The 24,924-nt window shown below is 71.4% G+C and carries 30 protein-coding genes and 1 pseudogene; 9 read left to right on the top strand and 22 right to left on the bottom strand.

Annotated features, from left to right (window positions below):
* Window positions 1-23: 23 nt before the first annotated feature.
* Both NP095_RS04665 and NP095_RS04660 read right to left on the bottom strand, forming a co-directional pair.
* The gene (locus NP095_RS04665) at window positions 24-1,544 is read right to left on the bottom strand and encodes an amidase (protein WP_232417146.1); all 1,521 of its coding nucleotides are present in this window, start codon (window positions 1,542-1,544) and stop codon (window positions 24-26) included.
* A complete protein-coding gene (locus tag NP095_RS04660; RefSeq protein WP_232417147.1) occupies window positions 1,541-2,593 on the bottom strand; it encodes an acetamidase/formamidase family protein in 1,053 nt (350 codons plus the stop codon). The genes NP095_RS04665 and NP095_RS04660 overlap by 4 nt, the downstream gene beginning before the upstream one ends.
* 82 nt (window positions 2,594-2,675) lie before the next feature.
* Here NP095_RS04660 and NP095_RS04655 point away from each other — a divergent pair, with 82 nt between their 5' ends.
* Window positions 2,676-3,350, top strand: coding sequence for a DUF1275 family protein (locus NP095_RS04655; protein ID WP_232417148.1), 675 nt, complete (start codon window positions 2,676-2,678; stop codon window positions 3,348-3,350).
* Here the strand turns inward: NP095_RS04655 and NP095_RS04650 are convergent.
* Window positions 3,298-4,521, bottom strand: a complete 1,224-nt coding sequence (locus tag NP095_RS04650; RefSeq protein WP_232417149.1) for a DUF6544 family protein — start codon at window positions 4,519-4,521, stop codon at window positions 3,298-3,300. The two genes, NP095_RS04655 and NP095_RS04650, sit on opposite strands and share 53 nt — an antisense overlap.
* A 139-nt stretch (window positions 4,522-4,660) precedes the next feature.
* Between NP095_RS04650 and NP095_RS04645 the strand changes: the two genes are divergently transcribed.
* Entirely contained in the window at window positions 4,661-5,497 is an 837-nt protein-coding gene (locus NP095_RS04645) for a sigma-70 family RNA polymerase sigma factor (protein WP_232417150.1), read from the top strand.
* Between the two features lie 70 nt (window positions 5,498-5,567).
* Window positions 5,568-5,804, top strand: coding sequence for a DUF1059 domain-containing protein (locus NP095_RS04640; RefSeq protein WP_154595482.1), 237 nt, complete (start codon window positions 5,568-5,570; stop codon window positions 5,802-5,804).
* A 10-nt stretch (window positions 5,805-5,814) separates the two neighbouring features.
* Here the strand turns inward: NP095_RS04640 and NP095_RS04635 are convergent, their stop codons facing one another.
* Window positions 5,815-6,465, bottom strand: coding sequence for a M23 family metallopeptidase (locus tag NP095_RS04635; RefSeq protein WP_232417151.1), 651 nt, complete (start codon window positions 6,463-6,465; stop codon window positions 5,815-5,817).
* Between the two features lie 82 nt (window positions 6,466-6,547).
* Between NP095_RS04635 and NP095_RS04630 the strand changes: the two genes are divergently transcribed.
* On the top strand, window positions 6,548-7,174 hold the full coding sequence (locus tag NP095_RS04630) for a maleylpyruvate isomerase family mycothiol-dependent enzyme (protein WP_232417431.1): 627 nt from the start codon (window positions 6,548-6,550) through the stop codon (window positions 7,172-7,174).
* A 15-nt stretch (window positions 7,175-7,189) separates the two neighbouring features.
* Entirely contained in the window at window positions 7,190-7,429 is a 240-nt protein-coding gene (locus tag NP095_RS04625) for a hypothetical protein (protein WP_232417152.1), read from the top strand.
* Window positions 7,430-7,433: 4 nt separating this feature from the next.
* Here NP095_RS04625 and NP095_RS04620 read toward each other — a convergent pair whose 3' ends face one another.
* From NP095_RS04620 to NP095_RS04610, 3 genes are all read right to left on the bottom strand, one after another.
* Window positions 7,434-8,261: an alpha/beta hydrolase gene (locus tag NP095_RS04620; RefSeq protein ID WP_232417153.1), complete on the bottom strand. Its 828-nt coding sequence runs from the start codon at window positions 8,259-8,261 to the stop codon at window positions 7,434-7,436.
* A gap of 25 nt (window positions 8,262-8,286) precedes the next feature.
* Entirely contained in the window at window positions 8,287-9,084 is a 798-nt protein-coding gene (locus tag NP095_RS04615; protein ID WP_232417154.1) for a hypothetical protein, read from the bottom strand.
* A gap of 61 nt (window positions 9,085-9,145) precedes the next feature.
* A complete protein-coding gene (locus NP095_RS04610) occupies window positions 9,146-9,937 on the bottom strand; it encodes an EthD domain-containing protein (RefSeq protein WP_232417155.1) in 792 nt (263 codons plus the stop codon).
* A 105-nt stretch (window positions 9,938-10,042) separates the two neighbouring features.
* Between NP095_RS04610 and NP095_RS04605 the strand changes: the two genes are divergently transcribed.
* Entirely contained in the window at window positions 10,043-11,098 is a 1,056-nt protein-coding gene (locus NP095_RS04605; RefSeq protein WP_232417156.1) for a tocopherol cyclase family protein, read from the top strand.
* 12 nt (window positions 11,099-11,110) lie between these two features.
* Here the strand turns inward: NP095_RS04605 and NP095_RS04600 are convergent, their stop codons facing one another.
* From NP095_RS04600 to NP095_RS04580, 5 genes are all read right to left on the bottom strand, one after another.
* The gene (locus tag NP095_RS04600; RefSeq protein ID WP_232417157.1) at window positions 11,111-11,707 is read right to left on the bottom strand and encodes a malonic semialdehyde reductase; all 597 of its coding nucleotides are present in this window, start codon (window positions 11,705-11,707) and stop codon (window positions 11,111-11,113) included.
* Window positions 11,708-11,762: 55 nt separating this feature from the next.
* Window positions 11,763-12,278 (bottom strand): flavodoxin family protein, encoded by a 516-nt coding sequence (locus NP095_RS04595; RefSeq protein WP_232417158.1) that lies wholly within the window; start codon window positions 12,276-12,278, stop codon window positions 11,763-11,765.
* Window positions 12,275-13,744 (bottom strand): DUF4389 domain-containing protein, encoded by a 1,470-nt coding sequence (locus NP095_RS04590; protein WP_232417159.1) that lies wholly within the window; start codon window positions 13,742-13,744, stop codon window positions 12,275-12,277. Before NP095_RS04590 ends, NP095_RS04595 begins: the two co-directional genes overlap by 4 nt.
* Window positions 13,745-13,812: 68 nt before the next feature.
* The gene (locus NP095_RS04585; RefSeq protein ID WP_232417160.1) at window positions 13,813-14,109 is read right to left on the bottom strand and encodes a DUF2277 domain-containing protein; all 297 of its coding nucleotides are present in this window, start codon (window positions 14,107-14,109) and stop codon (window positions 13,813-13,815) included.
* 69 nt (window positions 14,110-14,178) lie between these two features.
* Window positions 14,179-14,580 (bottom strand): VOC family protein, encoded by a 402-nt coding sequence (locus NP095_RS04580; RefSeq protein ID WP_232417161.1) that lies wholly within the window; start codon window positions 14,578-14,580, stop codon window positions 14,179-14,181.
* A 106-nt stretch (window positions 14,581-14,686) separates the two neighbouring features.
* On the opposite strand from NP095_RS04580, the gene NP095_RS04575 reads away from it, so the two are divergent.
* The gene (locus NP095_RS04575; protein ID WP_232417162.1) at window positions 14,687-14,977 is read left to right on the top strand and encodes a TFIIB-type zinc ribbon-containing protein; all 291 of its coding nucleotides are present in this window, start codon (window positions 14,687-14,689) and stop codon (window positions 14,975-14,977) included.
* Window positions 14,978-14,987: 10 nt separating this feature from the next.
* Here the strand turns inward: NP095_RS04575 and NP095_RS04570 are convergent, their stop codons facing one another.
* From NP095_RS04570 to NP095_RS15290, 5 genes and pseudogenes are all read right to left on the bottom strand, one after another.
* Window positions 14,988-15,887: a carbohydrate kinase family protein gene (locus NP095_RS04570; protein ID WP_232417163.1), complete on the bottom strand. Its 900-nt coding sequence runs from the start codon at window positions 15,885-15,887 to the stop codon at window positions 14,988-14,990.
* Window positions 15,888-15,943: 56 nt separating this feature from the next.
* Window positions 15,944-16,417 carry a DUF3995 domain-containing protein gene (locus NP095_RS04565; RefSeq protein WP_232417164.1) on the bottom strand — a complete coding sequence of 158 codons (474 nt, stop codon included), beginning with the start codon at window positions 16,415-16,417 and terminating at the stop codon, window positions 15,944-15,946.
* A 69-nt stretch (window positions 16,418-16,486) separates the two neighbouring features.
* Window positions 16,487-17,239: a PIG-L deacetylase family protein gene (locus NP095_RS04560; protein ID WP_232417165.1), complete on the bottom strand. Its 753-nt coding sequence runs from the start codon at window positions 17,237-17,239 to the stop codon at window positions 16,487-16,489.
* 40 nt (window positions 17,240-17,279) lie between these two features.
* On the bottom strand, window positions 17,280-17,792 hold the full coding sequence (locus NP095_RS04555; protein ID WP_232417166.1) for a zinc-binding dehydrogenase: 513 nt from the start codon (window positions 17,790-17,792) through the stop codon (window positions 17,280-17,282).
* A 143-nt stretch (window positions 17,793-17,935) separates the two neighbouring features.
* Window positions 17,936-18,286: pseudogene (locus tag NP095_RS15290) on the bottom strand (alcohol dehydrogenase catalytic domain-containing protein); the annotation flags it as partial.
* Window positions 18,287-18,347: 61 nt separating this feature from the next.
* On the opposite strand from NP095_RS15290, the gene NP095_RS04550 reads away from it, so the two are divergent.
* Entirely contained in the window at window positions 18,348-18,869 is a 522-nt protein-coding gene (locus NP095_RS04550; protein WP_232417167.1) for a hypothetical protein, read from the top strand.
* On the opposite strand, the gene NP095_RS04545 is transcribed toward NP095_RS04550, so the two are convergent.
* Both NP095_RS04545 and NP095_RS04540 read right to left on the bottom strand, forming a co-directional pair.
* Window positions 18,782-19,255, bottom strand: coding sequence for an SRPBCC family protein (locus NP095_RS04545; protein WP_232417168.1), 474 nt, complete (start codon window positions 19,253-19,255; stop codon window positions 18,782-18,784). The two genes, NP095_RS04550 and NP095_RS04545, sit on opposite strands and share 88 nt — an antisense overlap.
* Before the next feature lie 32 nt (window positions 19,256-19,287).
* Complete coding sequence (locus NP095_RS04540; RefSeq protein WP_232417169.1) at window positions 19,288-19,983, bottom strand: GAF and ANTAR domain-containing protein; 696 nt, start codon at window positions 19,981-19,983, stop codon at window positions 19,288-19,290.
* Between the two features lie 282 nt (window positions 19,984-20,265).
* Between NP095_RS04540 and NP095_RS04535 the strand changes: the two genes are divergently transcribed.
* Window positions 20,266-21,084, top strand: coding sequence for a pseudouridine synthase (locus NP095_RS04535; protein ID WP_232417432.1), 819 nt, complete (start codon window positions 20,266-20,268; stop codon window positions 21,082-21,084).
* Window positions 21,085-21,096: 12 nt separating this feature from the next.
* Here NP095_RS04535 and NP095_RS04530 read toward each other — a convergent pair whose 3' ends face one another.
* The 3 genes from NP095_RS04530 to NP095_RS04520 all read right to left on the bottom strand — a co-directional run bounded on the left by NP095_RS04530 (window position 21,097) and on the right by NP095_RS04520 (window position 24,921).
* Window positions 21,097-22,539 carry an MFS transporter gene (locus NP095_RS04530; protein ID WP_232417170.1) on the bottom strand — a complete coding sequence of 481 codons (1,443 nt, stop codon included), beginning with the start codon at window positions 22,537-22,539 and terminating at the stop codon, window positions 21,097-21,099.
* 174 nt (window positions 22,540-22,713) lie between these two features.
* On the bottom strand, window positions 22,714-24,126 hold the full coding sequence (locus NP095_RS04525) for a bifunctional cytidylyltransferase/SDR family oxidoreductase (protein ID WP_232417433.1): 1,413 nt from the start codon (window positions 24,124-24,126) through the stop codon (window positions 22,714-22,716).
* An 18-nt stretch (window positions 24,127-24,144) separates the two neighbouring features.
* Window positions 24,145-24,921 (bottom strand): siderophore-interacting protein, encoded by a 777-nt coding sequence (locus tag NP095_RS04520; protein WP_232417171.1) that lies wholly within the window; start codon window positions 24,919-24,921, stop codon window positions 24,145-24,147.
* Between the last annotated feature and the right edge of the window lie 3 nt (window positions 24,922-24,924).

The raw sequence follows: 24,924 nt of genomic DNA, 5'->3' as shown, positions 1-24,924 counted from the left end.
TTACACGAGCTGCAACGATCGTTTCAGGGGCGTAAACGTTCGGCGTGGGCGACGGCGAACGCCAGCAGGTCGCGGTCGCGGCCCGGCGCGGCGACCAGGCTCACGCCGCAGGGCAGGCCCTCGGCCGTGGCGGTCGGGATGCTCACCGCGGGGAGCCCACCGAGTCCCGCCAGGCACGTCAGCCGCAGGGTCGCGTCGCGCACCTGACCCGGATCAGCGCCCAGCAGCGGGGCGACCGACGAGGCAGAGGGCAGCACGATCACCCGGTCGCCGACCAGCTCGCGGATCGTCTGCCGCGCCGCGGTCACCCGGGCGGCTGCGACGGACGCCTCGTCGGGCGAGATCGCGGCGGCTGCCTCGAACCGGCCGCGGACGTCGGGTCCCAGCACGTCGAGGCGGGTCCGCAACCACGCGCCGTGCGACGCCCAGGCCTGCGCCGCCTGGTGCACCCGGAACGCCTCGCGCCAGGACTCCAGCTCGCCCAGGTTCCACGACTCCCGCGGGGCCGACTCCCGGTCGGCGAACGCCTCGACGGCGGCGGCGACGTCCGGCTCGGCCAGGGCCAGCAGCTCGGGGACGACGACCACCTCGCGGACCGGGCGCGGCGCCACATCGGGCAGCAGCACGTCACCGACCCGCGCGAGCAGCCCCGCGTCGCGGGTGAGCCAGCCGACCGTGTCGAAGGACGGCGCGAGGGGCATGACTCCGGCCGTCGGGACGGCGCCGTGGGTCGTGCGCAGCCCGTACAGCCCTTGGTAGGCCGCCGGCACCCGGATCGAGCCGCCGGTGTCGGTGCCCAGCCCGATCGACGCGTGCCCCAGCGAGACCGCGCTCGCCGAGCCGGAGCTGGAGCCTCCGCTGATCCGTCCCGGCGCGCGGGGATTGGGCGGCGTGCCGTGATGGGCGTTGGTCCCCGCCAGGCTGTACGCGAACTCGTCGGTGCGGGTGATGCCGCGGACCGCTGCGCCTCCCCCGGTCAGCATCCGGACGGCCCAGGCGGGCGTCGGCTCGACCGGGGCCTGCTCCAGCCAGGCCGGGTTCCCTGCGCCGACGGGCTGGCCGGCCACGGCGAAGAGGTCCTTGACTGCGACGGTCTCACCATCGAGCGGTCCGGAGCCCGTGGGCCGGACCAGCGGGTCGCCGACGACGCGCCAGACGCGCGAGTCGAATGCCGGAGCGGGCACGGCCACGTGGGCGGCCATCACGCGCCAGCCGTCGGCGCCGCGTCGCCAGACCTGGGTCTGCTGACCTCGGCCGCCTCGCTCCAGCTCGGTGATCGCGATGACGAGCGCGTGCGCATGGCTGAACGACCGGACGTGCACCTCCAGCACGGAGCGCGCCGGCGCCCCGCCGCGGCCGCCACGGAAACGGCTGATCTGCTCATGCCCGACGAGCAGCCCGGCCGCGTCGCCGCGCAGGGTGTCAGGCCCCTCGGCGAAGAGGCGGTCGAGCGCCGCGAGGTCGTCGCCCATCAGCGCAGTCTCATAGGCCCAGAAGGCCTCGAGCAGCCCGTCCGGCGCGGGATCGCCCAGCACGTCGGTCATCGGAAGTCCTCCAGCCGGATCCGCGCGTGCACGCCCTTCACCAGGTCCACGACCTGACTGATGTTGAAGTCCGTCGCGGCACTCAGGTACGCGTACGCGTGCGCCGGGTCCATCCCGTAGCGCGCCTGCAGCAGACCGATCGCCGCTCGCACGCAGTTCTGCACGGCGACGTCGAGATCGGGGTCCATGCCGGTGGGGACGAGGAACTCGCTGGTCCGCGCCAGCGGGCCGGCGACGTCGCCGAACTCACGCAGCGCATCCTCTCGGGCGACGACGTCGAACCGGACGGTGGCGCGCAGCGAGGCCTCCATCGCGGTCAGCGCGACCTCACCGTCACCCTGGGCGAAGTGCGGGTCGCCGACGTACGCGAGCGCTCCGTCGACCTGGATCGGGAGGTAGAGCGTCGATCCCGCGGTCAGCACGTTGATGTCGATGTTGCCGCCGTGCGGGCCCGGCGGGACGCTGTGCGGTCGCTCGCTCCCGGCGACCGCCACCCCCATGATCCCCAGGAACGGCGCCAGCGGGAACCGCACGGTGCGGGCGTCGTCGGGCCCGTAGGCGATGTGGCCGAGCCCGTCCTCGGCCCGGGCGAAGACACTCATCACGTCACCGGTGGCGGGGTACTCCCCCGGCAGCGCGCCGCGTCCGTGCCGGTTCGAGACGACGCCGTACGGCACGCGCGGCACCGCGTCGACGACGGTCATCGCCAGCAGGTCTCCCACCCGGGCACCGCGGACGGCCACCGGGCCGGTCACCACATGAGGGCCGTCCACGCCGAAGGTCCGGGGCACGTCGGACCGCGCCAGCGCCACGGCGTCCTCCAGCACGTCCACGCCGTACGGCTCGAAGAAGGCGCGGGGATCGCGCCCCTGGTCCTCGAGGATCCCCTCGTGGCTGATCGTGTCGAACACGACGGTGTCCCCCGGGTCGACGGTCAGCACCGGGCGGTCGGCGGCGCACGGCAGGCGCCCCCAGAGGACATGGTCGAGCGAGGCGGGCAGGTAGGTCGCCCCACGCGCCAGGCCGACGCCGGTGTGCAGAACGGTCATCCCGCGAGCGTAGGGAGGTCGTGTAACGCCGCCGTGACGCGTCGATGACACTCCGGTCGCCGACGTGGCCCATGATCGAGAGGTGATCCGACGCCTGCCCGCCGAACGCCAGCACCTCGTCCTCATGCTCGCGCTGACCTTCTCGACGGGCATCGTCGACGCCGTCGGATACCTCGGGCTGGACCGCGTCTTCACGGGCAACATGACCGGGAACATCGTCATTCTGGGCATGGCCGCCGTGGGCGCCGAGGACCTCCCGTTCGTCGGCCCCCTGCTGGCGCTGGTCGGCTTCATGGCCGGCGCCGCACTGGGTGGCCGGGTGCTGAGGTTCGCCATGCCGGGCTGGTCGCGGCCGGTCACGGTGCTGCTGGCGCTGGTCGGCCTGGTGATCCTGGCGCTGGCGGTGACCTTGCTCGTCGACGACCAGCCCGGGCGGGCCGTGGAGCTGACCATCAGCACGCTGCTGGGCGCGGCGATGGGCCTGCAGGCGGCCACCGCGCGCTTCATCGCGGTCAAGGACGTGACGACGGTCGTGGTCACGTCGACGATCACGGGCCTGGCCGCCGACTCGGTGCTGGGCTCCGGCAAGGGCGGCGGCAGCGGGCGCAGGCTCGTTGCGGTCCTGCTGATCCTCGCCGGCGCCGCGGTCGGAGCGGCCCTGCTGCAGTGGCATCTGGGCGCCGGCCTGCTCGCCGCGGCGGTCATCACCTTGCTCGTCGTGGCCGGCGGTGCGTCATCTCGCCGCGTGGCCGACTGACCCGCTCGGGGGTCAGGCCCTGGAGCGCCGGGCCGGAGGCGGGACCGGTCTCCACCTCGTGCACGTTGTACGTGATCTCGTCGTACTCCAGCTCGATGTAGGTGAACCATCCGTCCGGTCCCAGCCAGCGCGCGGCTCCCGTGGTCAGCAGCCGGAGCCCGTCCACGTCGCGATGCGTGCGCAGCGGGGTGGACCAGGTCTGCGGGGTGAAGGAGCGCCCGTCCGCAGACGCTCGCGACCGGTCGTCGGAGACGAAGTCGATGAGGTCGTCGCGCTCGTCGAACGTCAGGACCGCCGAGACGCTCTGGCTCCCCAGGGTGAAGACGCCGCGGACCTGCCGCTTGCCGACGCAGGTCCACGTGATGGGAGCGTCGACGATCGCGCCGGGCGCGAGGACGACCAGGTCGTTGAAGACCGTGACCGTCTCCGAACGGTCCATCTCCGGCCCGGACGCGTCGACCACGGTGAGCAGGGACAGCACCTTGCCCCGCATCGTGGCTCGCCCGTCCGCGAAGCAGTGCAGCACCGTGATGGGGACTCCCGAGCGCGACGCGATCATCAGGAACGTTCGCGTCGGGTTGTCACCGAACGTGTTGACCTGGCGGCCGCGGAACGGCATCCACTCGGCGTCCGCGTCACTGCGGATCCGGCCGTGGAACCGGGCGTGGAGGCTGGCCTCGCGCGGCTCGCCCTGCCGCAGCGAGCGACGGATGTACGCCGCCAGCGGCTCCGGCAGACCAGCCAGCTCGTCCTCGGTCAAGGGCGTCGGGTCGGGATCCACCGCCGCCAGCGCCTCCTTCGACCGCCGCCGCCACTGACCCCGGAAGCTGGGCGGGCCGCGCAGCAGCAGCGAGTAGATCGCGATGAGGATCAGCAGGACGTTCACGAGGGTGCCCGAGCCCGAGACACTCCAGGACGTCATGATCGCCGCCTCGGACGTCACGGCGGCGACAATCGCCAGGAGCCACCACCAGGTGGGGGCGCCGAGGGCGGCGAGCAGGGCGGCCGCCAGCAACAGGATCGCCGCGGCCAGCCACAGGACGCCCAGGGCCGGATCCCGCGCGAGCACGGGGTCGTCGACCCACCCGAACCGCTGGACCGCAGCCAGCAGATGAACGAATCCGTGCAGCACGAGGATCGCCACCACAGCCCAGCGAAGAAGATTCGTCATGACCTTCTCCCCTCCCCCTGGTTCCACTGTGCTCCCGTGCGGGGCCTTGCGAAAGTCCACCGCGACGGCGGCGTCCGGTCACACCCGCGTCGTCCCGATCGTCAGAGGGATGACAGCCGGACGTGGAAGGGTGAGGACCGTGCAGCAGGACGAATGGTTCGAGGCCGAGCGGCCGCGTCTGGTGAGGATCGCGAGCCGGATGCTCGGCGACGCGAACGAGGCCCACGACATCGTGCAGCAGGCGTGGCTGCGCTGGCACGGGACCGATGCCGAGATCGAGAACCTGCCCGGCTGGCTGACGACCGTGACGACGCGGCTGTGCCTGGACCGGCTGCGGTCGCGCACCCCGGTGCCGGTTGACGACCTCGATCCCGGTGAGACCGTCGGCGACCCCGCGGACGACGTGACCCTGGCCGACACCGTCGGGGCCGCGCTGAGCGTCGTCCTGGATCGGCTCAGTCCCGGCGAGCGCGTGGCGTTCGTGCTGCACGACTCGTTCGGCTACGAGTTCACGACGATCGCGGAGCTGCTGGACACGACCCCCACGGCCGCGCGCAAGCTGGCGTCCCGCGCCCGGGCCAAGGTCCGCCAGCCCGCGCCCGAGGACCGTCTCGCCGACTGGGAGGTCGTCGACGCGTTCATGGCCGCGGCGAAGAGCGGCGAGTTCGACCGGCTGCTGCAGCTGCTGGCGCCGGAAGCCACCGTGACCGCCGATCGCGCGGCCATCCTCGTGGGCACTCCGGAGCGCATCGAGGGCCGCGACGAGGTGGCGACCTTCTTCAACGGCAGCGCCCAGGCAGCCCTGCCGGTGTTCGTCGAGGGCCGGCCCGCCACGGCCTGGTTCCACCTCGGCCAGGCCCGTGTCGTCTTCGACTTCACCGTCGAGGACGGGCAGGTCACCGCCATCGTGTTCCGCGCCGAGCCCGACGTGCTCGCCCACGTCGTCCGCCGCGATGGAGGCAACCCGCGCGGCTGACGGTCACACATCGACCGCCTCGATCGTCATCAGGACACAGCACCGCACCGCACCGGAAAGAGGAGAAGCCATGAAGACCATGACCTGTCGCCAGCTCGGAGGCCCCTGCGAGCTCGCGCACCGCGGCGAGACCGCCGACGACGTCATCGCCGCCCAGGACCAGCACCTCAAGGACGCCGAGAAGGCCGGGGACGCGACCCATCAGGAGGCGCGCGACGCGATGAAGGGTCGCTGGCGCCACCCGAAGAAGTCGCTCGGTTGGTACAACGACATGAAGAAGTCGTTCGCCGGGCTGCCGGAGGACTGACCCTCGCGGCTCAGGCCGTGACGATCTGCGACTCGGCGGGCAGGCCGGGGCCGTGGGCTCCGACGAATCCGATCGGGAGCCCGCGGGCCCGCTGCCAGTCGAGGCTGTCGGTGGCCTGGACGTGCACGTGCGGCTGGATGCTGTTGCCGGAGTTGCCACAGTCCCCGAGGACGTCGCCCGCGCCCACGTGATCGCCCACGGTGACGCGGGTCGATCCCGCGCGCAGGTGCGCCAGCAACACGAACGGCCCGGCATCGCTCACTGCGACGACCACGTGGTTGCCCGCGATGGCGGGCGGGCCTCCGCGCACGCGCTCGGCCTGGCGCAGCAGGTACGGCACGCCGGCGACGGGTGAGCGCCGGGCGACTTGGTCCGGCTCGCCGTCGTGGACGACGACCACCCGCCCCGGGCAGGGAGCCAGGATCGGCCGACCGAAGCCGACGAACGCTCCCGGCGGCTCGGTGGCCAGGGCCGCGCGCCAGGACCACGGCGCCGAGCGGCCCCGCGCGTCGACGCCGACGAAGTCGATCGCGTAGGTCGTGCCCATCAGGTGCGTCCCGTGGCTCGGCACGCGCCGGGCGGGGCTGTTGCGCGCCATCCACCGGCCCGTGAACGGGTACGCCAGCACCAGCGGCTCGGCGTGGTCCTGCGGAAGAGCCATGTCTCACTGTCGCAGGCCCGGGGACGGACGCAGTGATCGAGGTCTAGCGTGAGGAACGAACCTCGAGACGCCGGGAGTGCAGATGTCGGATGTGTGGCCGCTGGTTCATGCCGAGCGCCGAGCCCTGATCGCCGATCTGGACCAGGTGTCGCCCGCGGCGTGGGACACGCCCTCGCTCTGCCCGGGCTGGACGGTCCACGACGTGACCGCGCACCTCGTCGACAGCGCGCTCACCACGCGGCGGCACTTCGTCGCGGCGCTGCTGCGCGCGCGGTTCGACTTCCACGCCCTGAACGAGCGCGGGATCCAACGACGTCGCGGCCGGACGCCGGCCGAGACGCTCGATCGCCTCCGAGCCGCCGCGGACAGCACCGCGACACCGCCGGCGCCACTGGACAGCCGGCTCGTCGAGGAGGTCGTCCACGGCGAGGACATCCGCCGGCCGCTGGGCATCGAGCACGTCTACCCGCAGGAGGCCGTGCTGCGCGCCATCCACTCGCAGGTGCGCACGCCGGGATCCCTCGGCGGGGCCAAGGACCATCTGTCGGCGGTCCGCGTCACCGCCACCGACGCCGAGCTCGAGTTGGGCGACGGTCCCCTCGTCAGCGGCCCGGCGCTGTCGGTGCTTCTTGCGCTCTCGGGGCGCACGGCCGCGCTCGACGACCTCGACGGCGCGGGCGTCGTGACGCTCGCCGAGCGCCTGCGATGACCCGGGTGACAACACATGGCTGAGTTCGTCCCGGCGGTCGGGAACATCCTGAGCCTCATCGAGCGGCGGGACTGGAACCGGCTCGAAGCGTCCCTCTCCCCCGACGTCGTGTGGGTGACGGCGGTCGAGGAGCGCCTGCACGGGCCGGCCGAGGTGATCGCGGCCCTGCGCGAGGATCCGGTGCCCGGTCCGCCCGCGTTCCACGAGGTCGGCGAGGACGGACGGCTGACCCACTGGGTCGACAAGATGGGCTGAGCCCTCACCCCACGCGCTCGGCCAGGCGCAGGACCGCGTCCGCGACCTCGGGTCCGAACATCACGGGATCGTTGTGGTCGCCGGTCAGCACGAGTCGTTCCGCCAGCACGCGGGTCTCGTCGGCCACCCGCACGCTGAGGCTCGTCGGCACGACGGAGTCGCGATCGCCGTGGATGACCGTGACCGGCACCTCGCTCACGGCCAGGTGCTCGACGACCGGGAACCGGTCCCGCAGGAGCCACCGCACGGGCAGCCACGGGTAGTGGTGGGCGCCGACGTCGGAGAGCTCGGTGAACGGCGAGCGCAGCACGACGCCCGCGGGCGTGGTCCGGGTCTGCAGTGCGGCGACCACACCGGTGCCGAGGGACTCGCCGAAGAAGATCGTCCGCTCCGGCGGGTACCCGAGGTCTCGGAGCGCCTCGACCGCCGCGTCGGCATCGGCCGCCAGGCCCTCCTCCCCCGGCGTGCCGGGATTGCCGCCGTACCCGCGGTAGTCCATCAGCAACACGGCCAGGCCCCGCCGACTCAGCTCCTCGGCGAGCTCGGCCCGGCCGGACCTGTTGCCACCGTTGCCCGGAGCGAAGAGCACCGCCATGGCCGTGTCCTGACCGGAGGGCGGCACGAACCAGGCATCCAGCTCGAGCCCGTCCTCGGTCCGCAGCGTGACGTCACGCCCACCCGTCACGGCGTCGGCCGCTGCAGGCACGGGTGCCGTGTCGGGGAAGTAGATCAGCTGACGCTGCAGCGCCCACAGCACGGCGACCCCCGTTCCGACGACCAGCACCACGACCAGCAGGCCCCGGGCGAGCGTCCGAGGGGTCGGCGTGGTCATCCCTCATGCTCGCCATGGCGCAGCGTCACGGCAACCTCGCTGAGCCCGTCCCCCGATTCCGGCTCATCATCGTCAGCGCCAAGGCGCCGAGGTCCAGGCTCCGGGCACGTGCGGCGACGGCGGTGGTGATGATGCCCCGCCGCTCGAGATCGGCGATCGCGGCGTCGAGGTCGGCTCGGATCGTCGTCTGTTCGGCGTCGTCGAGCTCGGCCGCGCGGGCGGTGCGCGCGTCGAGGGCGTCACTGCCCTCGAGGGACAGGGCGCTGGACGCCTCGTGGCGGAGCTTGATGACGAGCAGGACGCATGCGTGGACACCGCTCACCACGGTGGCGAGGACGACGGGGATGATCCACCGGTCCCACGTCTCGACCCCGCCCGCGGTGCCGCGACGCCACACCGACAGCGTCGTCATCGCACCGAGCACCGCGGTGATCCCCAAGTATCCCAGGTCCATGCGCGCCTTCGGGCGTCCGTTCCGGAGCCAGATGACGATGTGTGACAGCACCACGACGAGGGCACAGGCATAGAAGGATCCCGCCACGGCGATCGTCACCGAGGGGTCCGAGTCGGGTGCGGCGGTGGCGAACCGGCTGCCGTCAGCGGCGATCGCCACGTATCCCCAGATGGGGGCGCCGGCCACCACCGCGGCGAGGAGTCCCAGTGGGGCGAGCAACAGCCACTCCCGGGGCTTGGGCGGGCCCGAGCTGCCCGACTTCGGCCCGGCGAGCACCTCCGGATGTGCCGAGAACGCATCGCGCTCCAGCCTGTCCCAGCGCACGGTCGAGCCGGGCTGCAGCTGTCGGGCACGGTGCAACGCGCTCATCGATCGTCCTCCGGGTCGGCCTCGCTGCCCGGAGCCTAGAGGAGCGGGGGCGCTCGCGAGGTCAGTTCCCGTCGGACACGAAGCGGTGGACGGTCGCGTCGTAGGCGTGCACGGCGGCGGCGTGACTCATCAGCCCGACGGCCAGGACCTCGGGCACGGGCCCGGAAAGGAACTCCTGCAGCGTCTCCCGATCGCCGAACCCGAGGCTGATCGAGGCGTGGAAGCGCTGGTCGCGCGGGTTGTCGTGGGCGACGCGCGGGCTGTTCCACAGCGCCCTGCGCCAAGGCAGGAAGACGTGGGTCCGCAGCTCGGTCAGCGTGCCGGCCCCGTACAGGTCGTCGATGAGCCCGTGTCGCATGAAGTCCCGGAGCCCCCGCGGGGAGACGCCGGGCCGGCGGCGCAGCAGGACGTACAGCCAGATCCGCGTGTCGACGGACCCGGCGACGTCGTACCACCGGGTCGAATGCGGGGGCCCGGCATAGAGCAGGGAGCGCCGGAAGTTGTGGACCTCGTCCTCGCGGGCGTCGGCTGCGAGGCCCCGGCCGCGCCAGGCGGCGGCCAGCGACGCGTACGTCACCTCCGCGACGCCGTCGACCCTGGTGTCAGGCGGGATCTGCGTCTCGACCCCGGGAATCGCGGGCCAGAGCCCGGGACTGTCCTGTGCCACGTGGAGCTGCCGGTACTCCTCCCGCCCAGGTGTCGCGGTGGTGAGGTCCGCATGCGTGCTCTTCCAACGCCGCATGCTCTGCTCGCGCCGGACGCCGTCGGCCACCCAGAGCAGGAGCGAGAGCGCGAGTGGCTTCGTGGAGTGCATCGGCCGCTCGACCGCACCGCGCTTTCCTGCACCGGCCATCGTGATCCCCCCAGATCCCCCGGTACTTCCACTATGAGCACGACGGGCACCGGTGTCGAACCGACGCCAGATGCGCCCACGGCGACGTGCTGCCACAGTGCTGACATGATCCCGCTGGTCCGAGACACCCTGACCTCACTGCGTCGCGCGTACCGGGCGAGCGGCGCCGATCGACCGTTCGGCGACCCCCTGCCCGCGCACGGTGTCGCGATGGAGGGCTACTTCTGGCGCTTCACCGACCCCGCGACCGGTCGCGTCGTCATCGCCCTGGACGGCGTGAACCGGGCGGCGGACGGCACCTGGTCGACGCTGGGACTCGCGGCGCACCCGACCGGCTTCCTGCGCACGACGGTGCACCCCGAGGGTCACGCCGAGGAGGACCGGTTGGGCGTGGTCTCCGGGATCGCCTTCCGCGGCTCCTCGGACCGCCTGCACGTCGACCTCGGTCCGGACGCGCGCGTCGACGTCGCGATCACCGACCCGGTGCCGTGGCCGCGCCGCAGCGTCGGCGGCTCGAGCGTCTTCCAGTCCGTCCCGGGCCTGAACCAGTACTGGCACCCGTGGCTCCTCGGCGGCTCGGCGCGCGGCGAGGTCACCGTCGGGAACGACATCTGGGAGCTGGACGGCTGGTCGGTCTACGCCGAGAAGAACTGGGGCAAGGGCGGCTTCCCCGACTCGTGGTGGTGGGGCCAGGCGCAGGGCTTCGAGGACCCGGCCGTGTGCGTCGCCTTCGCCGGAGGCGAGGTCACCGCAGGGCCGCTTCGCACGACCGTGACCGCGCTCGTGGTCCTGCTGCCGGGCGGACGACTCGTCCGGCTCGGCGACCCGGTGGTGTCGCCGGTGCACGCCGACGTCACGGACGAGCGCTGGTCACTGCACGGGCGCAGCGCCCAGTGGAGCATCGACGTCGAGGGGTCGGGCAGCCTCGCCAGCGCCCACGTCCTCCCGGTCCCGCTGCCGTTCGAGCGGCGCAACGTGCCCGGTGCGATCGAGCACCTCGGCGCCCGGATGCGCGTCACGGTCCGGCGCCGGGGCGTCGTCGTCTGGGAGGGCGAGTCCGACGTCGCGGCGCTCGAGCACGGCGGCATCGACCGCGCTCGCGCCGAGGTCACCCGGCGTGGGCACGGTCCCGAGGCGGTGGACGCTCCGCCGCTCCCCTGAGTCCTGCCGGACTCAGAGCGTCGTGACGACCTGCTCGTGCTCAAGGCGCGGCAGGCGGTCGAACCAGGCGTTCTCACCGGGGTGGCCGATGTTGACGACGACCATTGCCTTGAAGCCGGTGCCGGCCAGCAGGTCCTCGTCGATCCCGGCGGCGTCGAAGCCGGTCATCGGGCCGGCGGCCAGGCCCGCGGCGCGCACGCCCATCAGGAAGTAGCCGATCTGCAGGCCGGCGTTGAGGCGCGCCATGGCCTCGCGGGCCTCGGGATCCGGGAACCAGTCCTTGGCGCCCTCCGCGTGGGGGAAGACCTGGGGCAGGTTCTCGTTGAAGTTCGTGTCGGCGGCGAGGATCGCCACGAGCGGGGCCGTGGCCGTCTTGACCCGGTTGCCGTCGGACATGTGCTTGAGCAGCCGGGCGCGGGCGTCGTCGCTGCGGACGAGGATGACGCGCAGCGGCTGGCAGTTCATCGCCGTGGGGCCGTACTTGACGAGGTCCTGGATCGCCTCGACCTGCTCGTCGCTCACCGGTTCGTCGGTGAAGGAGTTGGCGGTTCGGGCCTCGCGGAACAGCAGGTCCTGGGCTTCGGGGGACAGCTTCAACAGATCGCTCACGTGAGGAAGAACGTCCCAGCAGCATCACGCGTTCCACCCGACGGGGTGGGACTTCTCACACGCCCGGCGACAGCCCGCCGTGCCGGCTCAGGATGGAGGCGCCCCAGTCGCGGGCGCGCTCGAGCTCGCCGTCGAGCAGCGGGCCCTCCCTGTCCTCGACGTAGAAGCTCTCCTCGTCGATCAACCGCCCCAGGTGGTGCCTCTTCACCGACCGGGCCGCCGCCTTCGCCGCGGACCCGGGCAGCCGGCGCACCTTCGCGACGCGGGTGTCGAACGTGGCCACGTCGATGTCGTCACGCCCTTCCTGGTCGTCGAGCCACTCGCGGATTCCCCGGGTGATGTGTCCCGGTGGCGCTCCGTGCTCGACCGCGTCCTTGCGGGTCGCGTCGCGGCTCATCGAGAAGGCGTGCGTCGGGCCGCCGAGCACCAGCAGCTCCAGCTCCGGCGGCAGGGGCGCGGGCGCGGCGATGACGTCGACGACCGGCACGTCGGGTCCGAGCCCCTCGGCCACCGCCTCGGCGATGGCGCGGGTGTTCCCCCACCAGGACTCGTAGATCACCAGTGCGCTCATGATGCGCTCCTCTCCTCGTGGTGGCGGCTCAGCTCGCGGGACACCATCCAGATGGACACGGCGATCAACACGATGCCGAGCAGGAAGGCGACGCCGGCTGTGACCAGCAGGGCGACGACCGAGGCGGCCACGATCGGGAACTCGGCGCCGGCGGCGATGCGGGTGTCGACCACGGGCGTGCCGTCCGCGTTCATCACGACGACGGTCCAGTCACCGTCCTTCGGAGTCCAGGTGATCTGCACGTCCTCCACGCCGGCGTCCTGCACGTCCCAGAACCGCTCGCCCGTGGGCGCCGTCGGCGGCGGGCCGCCCGTCGTGACGCGGTACTTCGCCTCATCGTCCTCGTCGTCCAGCCCCACCAGCGTGTCGTGGCCGACCCCGGAGAGGTAGCGATCGACGTCCGCGGTGGGCCCGATGCCGATGAAGATCGGGCGTCCGGTCACGCTGTCGGCGTTGAGCCGGACGTCTCCGGTGATCGCCTCCGGCAACCGGGCGGCCTCACCGTCCAGGTGCAGCCTCAGGCTCTCCGAGGCGATCGCGAAGGAGTTGCTCCGCAGCGGCTCGTGCTTGGTCATGAGGAACCCGTCGTCGTCCTCCTCGGACACGTCGAACACGGCCAGCGCCAGTCCCGCCAGGGCGATGACGAGCGAGGTCATCACCAGCACGGAGCCGACGACGAGCGGAATCGTCCGGCCGACCGACCAGCGGGCCCGGGCGTGCGCTGCCACCGCCCCGCCGGCGGGGGTGGGAGCCGGATCTCGTCCCCCTTGGTCCAGCGCGAACGGCGGGTAGCGGTCGGTCATGAGGGACACGTAGCCGGCAACCCTGAAGGTCCAACGATCCAAGCCCGCGACGAGGTCGAACAGTCGCCGGGGGTAGTGCCCTTGGAACAACAGCACCACGGCAGCGACCAGCACGAGGAAGCCGATCAGCCCCAGGCCGACGAACGGGACCTGGTCGTCGCCGATCGTGTTGCCGTCATACGAGCCCATGAGGAAGGCCACGACGACGAAGTGCGGGATCGCCAACAGCCACCACTTCACCAGCACGAGCCCTCGCGACAGGCGTTCGGGATAGTCCACCCAGAACCGGGCGGGATAGTCGGGCCGCTCGGCCAGCGTGAACGGCGGATAGCGGTCGGTGCCGAGGGCGTGGTAGCCGTAGAAGGCCACGCGCCACGACCACCGCAGGACGCCGACGTTGAAGTCGAACAGCGAGCGCGGGAAGCGACCGGTGATCAAGATGGCGAAGAAGGCCAGGACGGTCGTGACCCAGAAGGCCACCCACAGCAGCCCCAGCACGATGTAGTGCGGGATCAGCAGGATCCACTTGACGATCCACAGTCCGCGGCTGAGGCTCGGGTCGAGGTCGCCCTCGACGTGGACCGGATAGTAGGAGTCGGGCGCCGGCGGAGCGGTCACCGTCTCCCCCGGGTTGGCGGGACCTTCGGGCGTCGTGACCGTCATGGCGGATCAACTCCTTTTCCTCCATCGTCCCTGCGTTCGCGTGGTCGGCAAGCGGGAGACGGAGGGGGTCAGGCGGAGGCGGTCCGGTTGCGAACCTCGCGCTCCATCCGCCTCTCGTGCCGCTCGCGCCCCTTGATCGCCTCGTTCTCACGGGTCTTCGGCGGCGCGTTCGTCACGAGGTCGTCGAGGAGGTGGCGGGTGGCGTGCGCGATCTCGTCGACCGCCCGGTCGAACGCCTCGGCGTTCGCCTGCGAGGGGCGCGTCGAGCCGCTGACCTTCCGCACGAACTGCAGCGCGGCCTCGCGGACCTCGTCGTCCGTGGTCGCCGGCTCGAAGTTGTGGAGCACGCGGATGTTTCGGCACATGCTTCGACGGTAAGCCTGTCGAGTGCCGCCAGAACACCCTTCGGCACCCGAAATCGCTGGAATCGGCGCTCAGCCGTCAGCGGCCGCCACCTCGGCCTCCGAGCGCAGGATGCAGAACTCGTTGCCTTCCGGATCCGCCAGCACCAGCCACCCCGTCCCGGGTCCGTGGATCCCGCGATGGTCCTCGACCTCGCGCGCACCCAACGCCAGCACGCGCTCGATCTCGGCATCGCGGTCCCCCGAGCGCGGTCGCAGGTCGAAGTGGATCCGGTTCTTCACGGTCTTCGACTCGGGCACCTCGATGAACAGGATCTCGTGACCGGAGTCCGGGTCACGGATCGCGCACTCCTCGTCGCCCGGCTCGTTCGGGTCGTCCTCGATGTCGACGTAGCCCAGCAACTGCTTCCACCACTGCGCGAGCTCGTAGGCGTCGGCGCAGTCGACCGAGGTGTGCGAGACGAAGGAGGTCATCCCCGCAGGCTGTCAGCGATCGCCGTCCTCGGCAATCCTCGCGCCGGACTCCGCGTGATGGACGGGGTCCTACGCTGGGCGCAATCTGTCCAGCCGAGGAGGACCCATGAAGTGCCCCAACGACGAGACGACCCTGGTGATGAGTGAGCGCGCCGGCGTCGAGATCGACTACTGCCCCGAGTGCCGTGGCGTGTGGCTCGATCGTGGCGAGCTGGACAAGATCCTCGAGCGCGCCGAGGCCGAGGCGTCGCGCACGGCCGCGCCCACGCCGGCCCCGCCGCGCGACGACCGGTACGCGTCGCGGCCCTCCTACGACGACCGCGACCGTCGCTACGACGACCGCAGCGGGTACCGGGGCAAGAAGAAGAGCCACTGGCTGGGCGAGCTCTTCGACTGACCCACCGGCCTCAGCCCTGCCGCAGCTCGTCGCGCCAGGGCGGGTCGGCGCCGGGGCGTGACACGGTGATGGCGGAGGCACGGACGGCGACCTCGCCGAGCTCGCGCAGCTCGTCGGCACCGAACCCGGTGCGGTCCACCCAGCCGCGCAGCAGCAGCTCGGCCAGCAGGGTCCCCATCCAGGTGTCCCCCGCTCCGATGGTGTCGGCGACCGCGACCTGCGGCACCGGCACCTCCACCTCGTGATCGCCGGATCGGAGCACGGCCGACGCGCCACCTCGGGTCATCGCGGCCAGGGCCGGGCCCTCAGCGGCCAGGATCCGGAGCACAGACTCCGGACTGCCTCCCTCCGCGAGGACCGACGCGTCCTCGTCGCTGAGCTTCACGAAGCGGCTGCTCGAAGCAAGGTCGAGGACGCGCTGGCGCAGCACCGGGACCGGTGGGCCGAGCGTGAGCCGGACGTTCGGGTCGAAGCCGACCGCCTGGCCTTCGTCGTGCGCCCGACGCACCAGATCGGCGACCGCGTTCGCCCCGGGCTCCAACCACGCGCCGATGGAGCCGACGTGGAGGAGGTCGAAATCGGCCGGATCGGGCAGCCGCTCGGGCGCCCAGCGGAGGTCGAACTCGTACGTGGCCGCCCCGCCGGCGTCGATTGTGGCAGTGGCCGAGCCCGTCGGCCCGGAAGGTCCGGCGTCCAGGAGCGTCACGCCGCTGCGATCCAGATGGGCCCGGATGAGATCACCGAAGCGATCGTCACCGACCTGGGCGGCCAACGTGGTGTCGATGCCCTGACGCGCCATCGTCACGGCGACGTTCAACGGCGAGCCGCCGGGGTGCTCGGCGACGGTGCCGTCCGGCATCCGGGTCACGTCCACCAAGGCCTCGCCGACGAGGAGTGCGCGTGGTCCCATTCGGTGGTCGCCTTCCGCAGAGCCGGTGCCCTGATCGTATTCCAGACCCGTCGGCGTCACCGCGGTCCGCGCGCTCGGGACGCGAACAATCCGACCGCGAGGCACACACCCCACGCGAGGAACAACGGGTCCCACACGAACGCGTGGCCGATCATTCCCGCCCGGTCGACCTCGCCTGGCTCGATGACCGCCCCCAGCACGAGCATGCCGACGACCGTGTTCGCACTGCCCCAGCCGACCAGCAGCACCGCCCCCAGCCAACACAGGCCCCGGGTGGTCCGACGCCACGGCCAACCGTGCCGAGCGAGCAGCCAGGGGCCGACCGCGGCGAAGGCCTTGACCGCACCGACCGGCAGGAGCAGCCACTCGTGACCGCGCAGGCTCTGGGTCAGGTCCTCCCCCAGCGTCCACAGCAACACGGTGCCGCCCGCCGCCCAGTAGAGGCTGGCCACCGCGTGGACGCCTCCCAGGAGGGCCGCCCACGCGAGGCCGGCGGGCACCCGCCTGCGGGTCGAGAGTGACGGCACCATCTGGCCATGATCACCCCGCGCGGCGTCCGTCCACATCGGGGAAGCCACGGGGCGAACCCCGGTACGAAGCTACGCCTCGGACAGCGGCGCCTCGAAGTCGAACGCCCGGAACAGTTGGGCATGCTCCACGCCCAGCCGTCGCCCCTCCTCTGCGGTGAACTGCGGGATCAGCTCACGCGGCGGCGGGTGCCACGGCAGGCCTGCCAGGTACTGCTCGTGGGCCTCGAGCGAGGCGATCCCCCGCTCCAACGGCTCCCCCGTGACGTCCACGCCGTGCGTGGCGGCTGCGTCCCCGGACACCAGCAACCACCGTGGTGACCACGGCTCGAGCCCCTCGGTCACCAGCTCGGGGAAGACCCAACGGTTCCCCGCATCGCGCAGCGCGTCGAGCGTGGCCAGGCCCGCCACGCGGTGGTCGGCGTGGTTCAGCATCCCGCCCGCGAACTCCACCTCCCACGCGCCGACCACCACGGCGTTCGGCCGGAACCGGCGGATCGCCATCGCGATGTCGCGACGCATTCCCAGCGAGTACTCCAGCAGCCCGTCGGGGTAGTCCAGGAACTCGACCGACGAGACCCCCACGACCTCCGCGGCCGCCACCTGCTCACGCTGGCGCAACGGTGCCGCCTCGTCCGGCGCCAGCGCGTCCATCCCGGCCTCGCCACGGGTCAGCAGGAGATAGCCGACCTCGATGCCCTCGGAGGTCCATCGCGCCACCGCGGCCGACGTGCCGTACTCGACGTCGTCGGGGTGGGCCACGACGCACAGGACACGCTCGAACGCGTCCGCCGGCAACGGCGGCAACAGCTCATCGGCACTCATTCTTGAGAGCCTACGCCGGGCCACGGCCGCTGCGACAGGCTCACGGACACACGACGACCCGTCCCAGCGGCCGGCCCGACATCAGGTGTCGCAGCGCATCGGATGCCTGCTCCAGCGGGAACGCGCGGTCGACGACCACGCGCAGCCTGCCACTGGCCATCAGCCCGGTCAGCGTGCTCATGAGGTCCTGCTTGTCCGGTGACGCGAACGACGGACCACGCAGCTGCGGGTTCACCGCCGAGCGGGCCACGAGTCCGAGCTGGAGCGGCATGCCGCCGAGCCAGTGGCGTCCGGCCGCGCCGAACGCATCGTGGCCGATCAGCAGGTAGCGACCGTCCGGTTCGACGACCCGCCGCACCTCGCGGAACGCATGGTTGCCGGGGACGTCGAAGACGACGTCCCATCGCTCGCCCCTGCGGGTGAAGTCCTCCGCGGTGTGGTCGATGACCCGGTCCGCGCCGAGGGAGCGGACCAGGTCGAGCTTGCTGGTGTGCTCGACCGCCGTGACCTCCGCCCCGTAGGCTTTCGCGAGCTGCAGGGCGATCGCGCCCACGCCCCGCCCGCGCCGTTGACCAGCACCCGGGACCCCGGCGAGACCCACCGCTGCGGCAGGTTGTTGAGGGCGATGAGGCCGGCGGTGGGCACGGCAGAGGCCTCCTCGAAGGTGACGTTCGACGGCTTGATCGCGAGTCCCACCTCGGGCGCCGCGACAAACTCGGCGTAGGCGCCCCCGTTGCGCCATTGGCCCCCGCGCACCGTCTCACCGAAGACCTCGTCACCGGGCTTGAACCGTGTCACCGCGCTCCCGACGGCCTCGACGGTGCCGGCGACGTCGGTCCCCGGAACCTGCTGACGAGGACGCCGGATTCCTGAACCCATCAGCCGCAGGGCGGCGGGCCGGCCGGCCACCACGTGCCACACGTCAGGGTGCACCGAGGCGGACCGCACCCGGATCAGCACCTCGTCGTCGGCGGGCTCCGGACGAGGGACCTCGCCCACGCGTAGGTGGTCGACCGAGCCGTACGCGTCCTGGATGATCGCTCTCATGATGACGACACCGTAGGGGCAAAAGGCCCCCCGCGACCTCCCCCGGCCCTACGCTCCAGCCATGACCTCGGGCACTCCGTCGCGACGCCGCCGTCGCGTGGCCGCCTGGGGCGTCGCTGTCGCCGCTCTGGTCCTCGTGCTCCTGGGTGGCCACGCCGTCCTCGCGGGTCCCCTCCGTGACAGCGACGTGGCGCGACTCGCCTTCGGCGACCCCAGCAGGGAGGACGCCCTCACCGGTTGCGCGGAGTGGATCGCCGAAGAGCGCGGCACCACGGCACCTGCCGACCTCAGCGCCGTGACGACCAGCTTCGGCACCGACCCCCTGAGGTGGGAGGTGGACGGCTTCGCCACGACCGGAGGCGACCCCGAGCCATTCGCCTGCACTCTCGCGTGGTTCCCCCGCCCGGCGGTCATCTACCGCACCAGCCTGGACCTCCACGACGGCCTGAGGTTCGGGCTGGAGGGTCCAGCCTCGACGACTGAGGATCCACGCGCTCAGAGCGAGTCGAGGACGACAGGGTCCTCGCAGGCGCGCGCCCACGCCGCGATGCGGGCCCGGATCTCGCGGCCCAACAGCCACTGACCGATCGGCTCGGCGACGAACCTGAGCCACGACGGGCGCACGGAGTACGTGTACTTCCAGACCGCGCGAGTGCCGGCGCGACCGTCCTTCTCCGCGGAGACGAAGCGCCAGCCGCCGCCGAACGAGGCGAAGAACCACGGCCCGGTCACCATCGTCATGCCCACGGACGTCGGCGGCCGGTAGGAGACGTACTCCGACACCATCCGCGGCCCGACCCGGGCCCGGGTGTGGGTCCGGACGCCCTTCGCCGGCACGTCGGCGTCGATCAGGTGCTGCTCGCGGATGAACGGGTCCCACCGCATCCGGACCTCACCGGTGGTCTGCGAGACGGCGAACGCCACGTCGGGCTCGACCGGGACCCACCCTTCCGCCGTGACCTGAGGCATGGCGGTCACCGTACCGGGGTGCCACGCGTTCCTCAGTCGAACAACTCGGCCCGGACACCGCGACCGACGATCTCGCTGGCCACCACGTGCAGTTTGATGTTCTTGCTCTGGGACACCCGCACGAGCGCGGCGAACGCCTGGGGGGGCGTGATCTGCAGGGCCTGCATCAGCATCCCCTCGGCCTGACCGATCACGGTGCGGTGAGCCAGCGCGGACTCGAAGTCGTCCTTGTCCTTCGCCGCAGTCATCGCCACGGCGATGTGCGATGCCAGCGCGAGGGCGGACACCCGGTCGACGGTCCCGAACGCCTGAGGGCTCTGGGAGTACAGATTCAACGAGCCCATCGAGTCGGGTCCGACGAAGAGCTGGAGCGACAGAGTGCTGCGGATACCGAGCTCGGTCGTCGCCTCAGCAGCCCACCGGGGCCACCGCTGGTCGACGCGCAGGTCGTCGGAGTAGACCGTCTCCTGCTCACGAATGCTCTGCAGGCACGGCCCGTCATTGACGTCGTACTGCAGCTGATCGGCACGGATCGCCGTCTTGTCCGTCGGCGCCACCGTATCGATCTTGCGGCCCTTCGACACGACCGAGATCCCCGCGTGATCGCAGTTGGTGACGATCGCCAGCGCGGTCGCGGTGGCCTCCTCGATCGTCGCGGTCGCCCCGAGCGCCCCGCTCAGGGAGCGGGCGATGACGTTGTACTGGTCGCCGGAGAAGTCATTCACCATGGCCCGATTCTTCCACGATCGGGGGCGCGGTGATTCGGAGCGAGACAGCCGGGTACACGTGGGGTAGGAGCAACTGGTGCGCTGCAGCCACCGTTGGTCCCAGGCGCCGCCGGTTCGAACCACGTGCTGGCGGCGCTGTCCTCAGCGAATCGGCGATGGCCGGGGTGTCACGCCTAGAATCGGGCAGTGCCCCCACGTTCCCCGCTGCCGCCCCGACACGGCCTGCAGTCGGCGTGGCTGCGGACGCCGGACCGGGATCCGCAGGGATCGCCGTGGCCCACGATGACCGCCTGGCTCGAGCACGAGGTCGCACCCCACGCCGACGTGCACGAGATGCTGGCTGACGAGCGCTTCGTCTACGACGACCTCGCGCCCGTGCGGGTCAACGACCCGTACACCCCGCACACCTTCGTCTGGTTCCACCGCGACCTGCGCGAGGAGGTCGAGGTCCCCGGTGAGATCAGGATCCTGCACCGCGACGAGCGGATCATCGTCGTCGACAAGCCGCCCTTCCTCTCGACCATCCCGCGCGGGAAGCACGTCCTGCAGAGCGTCGTCGTGCGGCTGCGCACCGCCCTCGACCTGCCCGAGCTCACTCCCCTGCACCGACTCGACCGGGTCACGTCCGGAGTCCTGCTGCTGGCCACCGAGCGTCGCTGGCGCGGGCCGTACCAGAGCTTGTTCGAGCAGCGGCAGGTCAGCAAGACCTACCGCGCCCTCGCCCCGTGGCAGGAGGCGCTCGAGTCACCCGTCGTCGTCCGCAACCACCTGCGCAAGGACCGCGGCGCGCTCCGGGCCGAGGTCGTCCCCGACGCCCCGGAGAACGCCGAGACCCTGATCGAGATGGAGTCGCGTCGCGGCGACCTCGCCGTCTATGAGCTGCACCCGAGGACGGGCCGCACGCACCAGCTGCGCATGCACCTGGCCGGGCTCGGCAGCCCGATCGTCGGCGATCCGCTCTACCCCACCGTCACCGAGGTCAGCATCGACGACTTCTCACATCCGCTCCAGCTCCTCGCCAGCGAGCTCGCGTTCACCGATCCGGTGGACGGCTCCGACCGCAGGTTCGTCAGCGACCGGAGCTTCCCGCTGGGTCAGTGACCCGCGCAGGCGTCAGCGGGCGGTCGCCACCGCGTCGACGGATTCCGGCACCTCGGGCTTGGACCCGCGAAACAGGACGAAGGACGTGGCGGCCCCCAGGATCATCGCCCACGCCGCTGCGAAGAGGACGTCACCGTACGCGCCGGCCAGGGCGGGCAGCCTCTCGGTGCCCTGCGCCAGCGCATCGGCCATCGCCGAGCTGTACAGCGCGGTGAACACGGCGACCGCGATCGACCCGCCGACGTGCATCGACGCGTTGGCCATCGCGGAGGCGACCCCGGCATCGTGCGCATCGACACCGGACAGGGCGAGGTTCTGCACCGGGACGAAGATCAACGAGAAGCCCAGACCCATCACGACCAGGCCGGGGAGCACCTCGGACCAGTAGCTGCCCTCGGCGGTGATGCCGCTGAGGAAGAACAGTCCGGCCGCGGCGAGCAGAGGCCCGACGGTGAGCACCACCCGGGGACCGAACGTCGTGAAGAGCGTGGTCGAGATCGGCGCGGTCGCCATGATCACCACGGTCATCGCGACGTTGCCGAAGCCGGCCATCAAGGGGCTCATCCCGAGGACGATCTGGAAGTGGAAGGTCAGGTAGAGCATCGCGCCGACCATGACCACGCCCACCATCGCCTGGAGGAGGAACGCGCCGCCGCGCACCCGGTCGCGGACCACGCGCAGGGGCAGGAGCGGGTGCGAGGTGCGACTCTGCCACCACACGAAGACGCCCATCAAGCCGGCTCCGACGGCGAGGAAGCCCCAGGTCTCGGGCTCGTCCCAGCCGTGCTCGGCGCGTGCGAAACCGTAGATCAGCGCGCCGAGGGACAGCGCCACGATGACGGTGCCGACGATGTCGTAGCGGGTGTCGCCCTCCGCCTTGCTCTCGACGAGCAGGACCTTGCCGCCGATCAGTCCGGCGACGACGAAGACCAGGTTGACCAGCAGGCACCAGCGCCAGTCGGCGTACTGGGTCAGCGCGCCGCCGAGCAGGAAGCCGAAGGCAGCGCCCGTGCCGGCGATGATGCCGAAGACGGCGAAGGCCACATTGCGGTCACGGCCGCTGGGGAACAACACCGAGACCATCGCCAGAGCGGAGGGAGCCAGCAAGGCCGCGAAGACGCCCTGCAGTCCACGCGCGGCGATCAGCTCACCGCCGGACTGCGCCAAACCTCCCCACGCGGAGGCGACACCGAAGCCGACCATGCCGACCATGAAGGCGCGCTTGCGGCCCCAGAAGTCGGCGATGCGTCCGCCCAACAGCAGCAGTGCGGAGAAGCTCACGGCATAGGCCGTGACGACCCATTGGCGCTGCCCGTCGGCCATGCCGAGGTCGGCCTGTGCTGCGGGCAGGGCGATGGCGACGATGGTCCCGTCGAGGACCACCATCAGTTGGGTGAGGCCCAGGATGGCGAGCGACCACCAGCGGGTGCGAGAAGACGGCAGGGCCGAAGGCATGCGGAAACTCCAGAGATGTCGAAAGAGATGCTGGAGGTTTTCAGCCTCGGACCGCCGGCGCAGAGCGCACGTTCGCCTCTCCCGGCCGTGCCGGGTCAGAGATCAAACATAACTCAGCCGAACTCGGCCATCGGCCACGAACCAGCGTGAGTTCGGCGACACCGCCGAGTGGGCTCAGTGACCCCCGCCGATGGCCGCGGGGCCTCCCTCGCGGCGGATGTCGATGACGTGACCGGTCATGTCGGCCAGCAGCACGTCGAGCGAGCGCCGCGCGACCTCCTCGGACGACAGCAGCGTGCCCTCGGGCTCCTCGCCGAACGCCTTCGTGCGCATCGGGGTGCCCGTGCGCTCGGGGTTCACGCAGTTCACGCGCACCTCGCCGGCCCACTCGTCCGCCAGCGCCTGCGTCAGGTTGACCGTCGCGGCCTTCGCCGACGAATAGAGCGAGTAGCCCTTGCGGCCGCGCGTGTAGGACGACGACGTGAACAGCAGCAGCGAGCCGTTCGTCTCGGCCAGCAGCGGCCGGAACTCCTGCGCGATGAAGATCGGCGCGAGGTAGTTGATCTCGGTGGCCGACCAGATCGTCTCCTCGGACGTGTCGGCCAGGTCGCCGATCGGCAGGACGCCGGCGGTGTTCACGACGAAGTCGACCTTGCCGGCCTTCGCGACGACCTCGCGCGCGGCCTCGGCCACGTCCTCGCGGCGGTCGACGTGCGTGCCCGTGGAGGACCGCGAGAACGCGTGCACGTTCGCGCCGTACGACTCGGCCAGCTTCGCGATGTCGCCGCCGATCCCGTAGGAGCCGCCGAAGACCACTATCGTCTTGCCCTCGAGGGCGGCGCGGTACTGCTCGTCGTCGAGCGCCTCGGGCTCCTCGGCGGACGCCAGCTGGAACAGCTTGTCGGCGATGTAGACGTCGATCGGCTCGGTGACCTTCATGTTCCGCTCGTGGCCCTGCACGACGGCGATCGGCACGTCCGGGCGGTACCGCAGGACGACGGTGCAGTCGTCGGTGGCGGTGAAGTCGGGGTCCTGCCACGCCTTGTCGTAGGCGTCGCGGATGATCGACGCGCGGAAGGCCTGGGGCGTCTGGCCGCGGCGCAACAGGTCGCGGCGCAGCACGTCCGAGATCGTGTCGAGGTCGCCCTCGCTCTCGGGGTGCACCGAGACCACCGTGTCCGCCGACGGGATCGCGGTGTCGACGGCCTCGTAGGTGCCCAGCGCCTCGACGACGTCCTCGATGATCTTCTGCGAGACCAGCGGACGGACGGCGTCGTGGAACAGGACGTTGCACTCGTCCTCACCCAGCGCCTTCAGCGCCAGGCTGGTGGTCTCGTTGCGCGTCGCGCCACCCTCCAGCACCTGCGTGACCTTCGGGTACTTGCCGTCGCGCACGATCGCGTTGACCGGGTCCAGGTGACCCGGCGTCATCAGGATGATGATCTCGTCGACCGCGTCGGCGGCCTGGAAGACCGCGATCGTGTGCTCGAGGATCGTCTTGCCCGCGATCTTGATCAGCTGCTTGGGGATCGACAGGCCCACCCGGGTCCCGGTTCCACCGGCGAGGATCACGGCGACGTTGCGCATTTCGGTCACCCGACGAGGTTACCGGGGACCGCCGGGGCGGATGACGGCATCCTGCTGCTGCTTCTTCCAGGCCCGGAAGCCCTCCTCCGTCTCGCCACAGCGCCAGTACGCCGAGACCGAGATGTCCTTGCGGTCGACCCGTCCGTCCAGCAGGTACGGCCGCACCGACTTCAGCAACGCCGACTCGCCGTGCACGAACGCCTGCACGCGACCCTGCGGGAACTCCCACGCCCGCACCGCCTCGTCGAGCAACCGGGTCGAGCCGGGCGCATCTCCATCCCGATGCAGCCAGTGGATGGTCAGGTCGCCCGCGGTCGGCAGGTCGATCTCGTGCTCGGGTCCGTCGACCTCGATGAAGGCGGTGGCGGCCGCGCCGGGCTCGAGCACGGCCACGGACGCGCCGATCGCCGGGAGGGCCGATTCGTCACCGATGAAAAGGTGGTGGTCCGCCGTCGGATCGGGCCGGTACGCGCCGCCCGGGCCACGGAAACGGAGACTTTCTCCCGGTTTTGCGGAGGTCGCCCACGGGCCTGCAAACCCTTCGGTCCCGTGCGTCACGAAGTCGATCGCCAGCTCGCGCGCCTCGGCGTCCACCCACCGCACCGTGTACGTCCGTTGCACGTCTCCTTGCCCGTCATTCGAGGCAAAGACGAGCTTGACGTAGGTGTCCGTCGCGGGCAGGTGGGCGTCGAGGTATTCGTCGAATGCCGGTCCACCCAGAACCACCCGCCGCATCCGCGGAGCCAGTTCCTCCGTACGGAGAACGGTCATTTCCACGTCGATCCGGTTCGCCACGCT

Origin of the sequence: Aeromicrobium duanguangcaii, from assembly GCF_024508295.1 — a bacterium.
In the GTDB taxonomy this organism is placed as follows: domain Bacteria; phylum Actinomycetota; class Actinomycetes; order Propionibacteriales; family Nocardioidaceae; genus Aeromicrobium; species Aeromicrobium duanguangcaii.
The sequence above is the reverse complement of the archived record's forward strand: the minus strand, read 5'-3'. Positions and strand labels throughout refer to the sequence as shown.

Excerpts from the sequence above, each read along its gene's own strand:
- NP095_RS04665 (WP_232417146.1), bottom strand. The coding sequence starts at position 1,544 with ATGACCGACGTGCTGGGCGATCCCGCGCCGGACGGGCTGCTCGAGGCC.
- NP095_RS04660 (WP_232417147.1), bottom strand. The coding sequence starts at position 2,593 with ATGACCGTTCTGCACACCGGCGTCGGCCTGGCGCGTGGGGCGACCTAC.
- NP095_RS04650 (WP_232417149.1), bottom strand. The coding sequence starts at position 4,521 with ATGACGAATCTTCTTCGCTGGGCTGTGGTGGCGATCCTCGTGCTGCAC.
- NP095_RS04640 (WP_154595482.1), top strand. The coding sequence starts at position 5,568 with ATGAAGACCATGACCTGTCGCCAGCTCGGAGGCCCCTGCGAGCTCGCG.
- NP095_RS04635 (WP_232417151.1), bottom strand. The coding sequence starts at position 6,465 with ATGGCTCTTCCGCAGGACCACGCCGAGCCGCTGGTGCTGGCGTACCCG.
- NP095_RS04630 (WP_232417431.1), top strand. The coding sequence starts at position 6,548 with ATGTCGGATGTGTGGCCGCTGGTTCATGCCGAGCGCCGAGCCCTGATC.
- NP095_RS04625 (WP_232417152.1), top strand. The coding sequence starts at position 7,190 with ATGGCTGAGTTCGTCCCGGCGGTCGGGAACATCCTGAGCCTCATCGAG.
- NP095_RS04620 (WP_232417153.1), bottom strand. The coding sequence starts at position 8,261 with ATGACCACGCCGACCCCTCGGACGCTCGCCCGGGGCCTGCTGGTCGTG.
- NP095_RS04615 (WP_232417154.1), bottom strand. The coding sequence starts at position 9,084 with ATGAGCGCGTTGCACCGTGCCCGACAGCTGCAGCCCGGCTCGACCGTG.
- NP095_RS04610 (WP_232417155.1), bottom strand. The coding sequence starts at position 9,937 with ATGGCCGGTGCAGGAAAGCGCGGTGCGGTCGAGCGGCCGATGCACTCC.
- NP095_RS04605 (WP_232417156.1), top strand. The coding sequence starts at position 10,043 with ATGATCCCGCTGGTCCGAGACACCCTGACCTCACTGCGTCGCGCGTAC.
- NP095_RS04595 (WP_232417158.1), bottom strand. The coding sequence starts at position 12,278 with ATGAGCGCACTGGTGATCTACGAGTCCTGGTGGGGGAACACCCGCGCC.
- NP095_RS04590 (WP_232417159.1), bottom strand. The coding sequence starts at position 13,744 with ATGACGGTCACGACGCCCGAAGGTCCCGCCAACCCGGGGGAGACGGTG.
- NP095_RS04585 (WP_232417160.1), bottom strand. The coding sequence starts at position 14,109 with ATGTGCCGAAACATCCGCGTGCTCCACAACTTCGAGCCGGCGACCACG.
- NP095_RS04580 (WP_232417161.1), bottom strand. The coding sequence starts at position 14,580 with ATGACCTCCTTCGTCTCGCACACCTCGGTCGACTGCGCCGACGCCTAC.
- NP095_RS04575 (WP_232417162.1), top strand. The coding sequence starts at position 14,687 with ATGAAGTGCCCCAACGACGAGACGACCCTGGTGATGAGTGAGCGCGCC.
- NP095_RS04570 (WP_232417163.1), bottom strand. The coding sequence starts at position 15,887 with ATGGGACCACGCGCACTCCTCGTCGGCGAGGCCTTGGTGGACGTGACC.
- NP095_RS04565 (WP_232417164.1), bottom strand. The coding sequence starts at position 16,417 with ATGGTGCCGTCACTCTCGACCCGCAGGCGGGTGCCCGCCGGCCTCGCG.
- NP095_RS04560 (WP_232417165.1), bottom strand. The coding sequence starts at position 17,239 with ATGAGTGCCGATGAGCTGTTGCCGCCGTTGCCGGCGGACGCGTTCGAG.
- NP095_RS04550 (WP_232417167.1), top strand. The coding sequence starts at position 18,348 with ATGACCTCGGGCACTCCGTCGCGACGCCGCCGTCGCGTGGCCGCCTGG.
- NP095_RS04545 (WP_232417168.1), bottom strand. The coding sequence starts at position 19,255 with ATGCCTCAGGTCACGGCGGAAGGGTGGGTCCCGGTCGAGCCCGACGTG.
- NP095_RS04540 (WP_232417169.1), bottom strand. The coding sequence starts at position 19,983 with ATGGTGAATGACTTCTCCGGCGACCAGTACAACGTCATCGCCCGCTCC.
- NP095_RS04535 (WP_232417432.1), top strand. The coding sequence starts at position 20,266 with ATGACCGCCTGGCTCGAGCACGAGGTCGCACCCCACGCCGACGTGCAC.
- NP095_RS04530 (WP_232417170.1), bottom strand. The coding sequence starts at position 22,539 with ATGCCTTCGGCCCTGCCGTCTTCTCGCACCCGCTGGTGGTCGCTCGCC.
- NP095_RS04525 (WP_232417433.1), bottom strand. The coding sequence starts at position 24,126 with ATGCGCAACGTCGCCGTGATCCTCGCCGGTGGAACCGGGACCCGGGTG.